At 29.6% G+C, this 250-nt stretch carries 1 pseudogene; it reads right to left on the bottom strand.

Annotated features, from left to right (window positions below):
* Positions 1-236: pseudogene (locus SB775_RS32130) on the bottom strand (hypothetical protein); the annotation flags it as partial.
* Positions 237-250: the final 14 nt, after the last annotated feature.

Raw genomic sequence — 250 nt, 5'->3', positions numbered from 1 at the left:
ATAAATAGGTTTTCAAAGTGAAATAATGGAGTGTTATAAATGGCTATTAATAAAGATATAATCATCGAAAACAGAAAAAGTTTTTTCTTAGTTATCATATAACTGCAAAACAAGAACGTATAATAAGCCCAAAATTGTGCAGCATACCAGGCATGAGATAGCCGAATACCTGCTTTTGTATGCAGAGTTGTTAAAACCAGTACGAATAATACAAGTAATGCAATTAATGGAGCAAATTAAACAAATTGTA

The sequence above is a fragment of the Peribacillus sp. SIMBA_075 genome (assembly GCF_046534585.1).
Note: the sequence above shows the minus strand (reverse complement) of the source record. Positions and strands in the feature narration are given on the sequence as shown.